The sequence below is a fragment of the Micrococcales bacterium genome, from assembly GCA_009784895.1.
Taxonomy (GTDB): Bacteria; Actinomycetota; Actinomycetes; order Actinomycetales; family WQXJ01; genus WQXJ01.
Window position 1 is genome coordinate 1 of the sequence record WQXJ01000096.1, and the last position, 3,289, is coordinate 3,289.

General features: G+C 61.3%; 1 protein-coding gene. It reads right to left on the bottom strand.

Going from position 1 to position 3,289, the window contains the following annotated elements:
• Positions 1 to 3,272, bottom strand: a 3,272-nt coding sequence (locus FWD29_10030) for a hypothetical protein (protein MCL2804266.1), incomplete at its 3' end; no start/stop codon positions are given.
• Positions 3,273 to 3,289 lie beyond the last annotated feature (17 nt).

Here is a 3,289-nt window from a genome sequence, read left to right on the forward strand (position 1 = left end):
CAACCTAGTTTCCGCCCGTCAGCCATATTCGCGCTCGGATCAGTGTCCAACGAATTCAACGTCTTCTGCCAATCAACCGGACCGGGTTTGAACCTCAGCAGCCGGTTGGTCTGGTAAGGCACGTCGACACTGGCACCGCTTTGTGTGGTTGACACTGTCGCGGTGTAATCCCCGGCCACCGTTGCCGAGACAGTAGCCGTATAGACACCCAAGGCCTGGCGAGTCCACGCCCCAATAGTCGCCGCCGTACCAGCCGGCAACTCGGCTTTGGCTGCCAGGGCAGCTATTTCACTACTGGCTAGGTCGACGGGCTGGTCAGCCAGGTTGAAGGCATACAAGGTGATAACCGCACCGGCCGTGCCCACTTCGGTTTCGGCTGGTGGGATAGGAGTCGCCGTGTAATAGGAGTGGGTGACATCCCAGTTTTGGGCCATAAACGCTGCCGTCAACGTTGGGGTCAACGCGACCGGGGCTTGACCCGGCCAGGTGTAAGCGAAATCGAGACCATAGGTGGTCGGTGTAGTCGAGGTGACCTTGATCTTGTACGTACCATTAGGGCCCTGCACCGGGTCAGACAAGACCGCACCGACCGGGGTCACGGCCACCGAATACCGGTTCAACGCTGGCGTGGCGTCATACCAGTCGGTCACCGGGTTGTCGTTCCCATCCACCAAGATCGCGGTGACTTCGTAACAGTCATTACCGTCAGCGGACACACCCGGATGCGACGGTGAAATCGCCACACACGGTGCGATCGACAGACTTGATTTACCCGGGTCGGGTGGACCGGAAATGAAATGAGCGGTCGTGTTCGGGTTCGGTGCCGCCAACGTGGTGATCTCGGTGGTGCCCTGATAGAACACGCGGATCAAATGATCGCCACTATCGGTGCCACTAACCGTGGCCGTGTACTGGCCCAAAGTTGAGGTTGGGCTAAACGCCGAGAACGACAAAGCCACACCGGTCGGACCGGTAGCAGACAGTTGTGCTTCCCGCCCGGTCATAGGCAGACCACTAGTTGAAATCAGCATCACAGTGATAGTGCCCGTGTCATTGCCGTCAGCCACAATCAGATCAGAGGAAACCCGTTTCGTGGTCTTCGACAAATCCAGGTCATCGCCTTCCCGGAACGTCAACGTCTGGGGGGACTTCTGGCTGGCCGGCAGACTAGCCGGGTTGCCGACATCGGCCCCGTCATACCTGGCTGAGGCCACATAGTCACCTTCCGGGGCCACCGCAGTGACCGTGATCTGCGCCAAACCCAAAGGTGACGTCAAAACCGGTTGGGATGCGGCACCCGGGGTCATGGTCGCGCCACCGGCCGTCGGTGTGGCCGTGGAAGTGGTCACGTTGAAGGTGACTGGGGCGTTTTCGATCGGGTTGTGGCCGTTCTCATCCATCACCTCTCCGCTCACCGTGTAGGCCGCAGATCCATCGGGCGACAGGCCAGAAGAAGCCGGCGGGCTGACTAGCATCCTGGTTTGGTTATGGGCCGGGACAGACCAGACATTGAATTCGGCTGGTTTAGTGCCAATGATGACTGAACCGCCACCGGTTTGGGCACCAGACGCCCTGACCTGACGGATGTCAGCGAAGATCGAGTAAATCCGAACGGTGTAAACACCGCTTGGGCATTCCCCGGCCACTAGTGGGACGGAACAGGTGACGGCCAGGGCATTATCAGCCCCGGTCAGTGGCGGATCAGACTGGGTTGACCAGAAACGGGCACCATTCACTCTGAGCGGTGCGGCCGTGACATCGGACATGGTGATCCGACCGACCCCGTCTGTCACCGGGTTGTCGTTAGGACCAACCAGGGTGATAACACCCTCATAGAAACCCCAGGTATTCGGCGCCTTAGAAGCGAACTGCCAATCGGCGTAGGGCATCGGGGTTTTCGGAGTGATCACAAATCTCGAGCTGGACAGGCAATCAGGGTTGGCCGAGCCGTCGACACAGATCTCCGATTCGGCAATGAAGCTGGCCGGCCGGGTGCCCAACGACTGTGGCGTGCCGGCTTCGTCGTAGCTGACGGTGACTTGCAGGGTGCCGGCCCTGACAGTCCTGATGCGGAAGGTGTAGTCGCCGCTACCGGCCGCAGTCTCGGCCAGGTTGTCGACCCAATAGTCGCTGCCTTGGGTCAGCGGGTTGCCATTTAGCGTGACCGAAATCGACAAGTCTGCCCCTTTGCCGGTCAAGGCGTTGTCAGCACAGTCACGCAGCCGCACGGTGGCGGACCTGAAGTCAGTCCGGTTGGCCAGCCTGTCACCAGTGTTATCTAGTTCAAAAGCCGTGGCCGGTGGCGGCAAACACAAGCCACCGGACTTGAAGTAAAGCTCCGCCGGATGCCGAGTTGCACCCGGAGTGGCGTTGGTGCTAAACGGCGTGGCCACACCGCCCACATTGGCCCTGGCCGTGACGCTGTAGGTGCCAGCAACCGCAGCCGTGACCTGCAAAGTGCACTCTCCGCTGGCATTGGTGGTGCAAGCAGCGGTCTGGCTGCCATTGCCAAATGCTGCGCCGGTTGCCGTGGCGCCGGTTGCGGCCACTGGCGCCAGGGTCATGCCGACTTCCTGGCCCTGGACTGCCACGTCCTGCATCACGCCGTCAGCGTCCATGACACGGCCAGCCAACTTGGCCTTAAGTGAGTAGCTGCCACCGGTGCTGGCCGGCAGGGTCACAGCCTGCGGGTTGGCCGGATCCGGGGTTGGCGTGGTGGTCAACGAGCTGGAGGCCAATGACATGATCGGCACATAGGTCAACCGGCAAATGACCGAGGCACCCTGTTGGACGGCACTGGCGGCCAGCGTCAATTGGCTCGAAGAATTGACTGTGATAGCCACCGGTGACCCTGTGGCCGGGTCAAAGCAGTAGGTGTCGATGGGCGCGTGAGAGGCGTCCTGGCGGGTGCCGAGTTGCCAACCGGTTGGCAGGGTCGCAGCGTTGATCACGACCGGCGAATTGGTGGCGCTGAAGGCATGGGCCCGGCCCGATGCCGTCCAGTTGCCATCAGCGGTAGTCGTCACGGAGGCGGTGTTGTAGGAAGGCAGCGTCGAAGAAACGTTGGTCAACTGGTAGTCGAACTTCGAGCCGACCCCACCCAGCGTCCTGGCCTCGAGTTTGACAGTACCGGTGGCCACCCCCAGACCGAAGTCCTCGACCTCACCAACGGCCAGCCAGGGACGGGAGTTCCAAGCCGCATTGTTGCGGGCCGGCTGTTCGGTGGTGTTCAAGGAGGGGCCGGTCCAGGCATGGGCCGTGGTCGGGTTCAAACCCGCCCGAGCCCTGA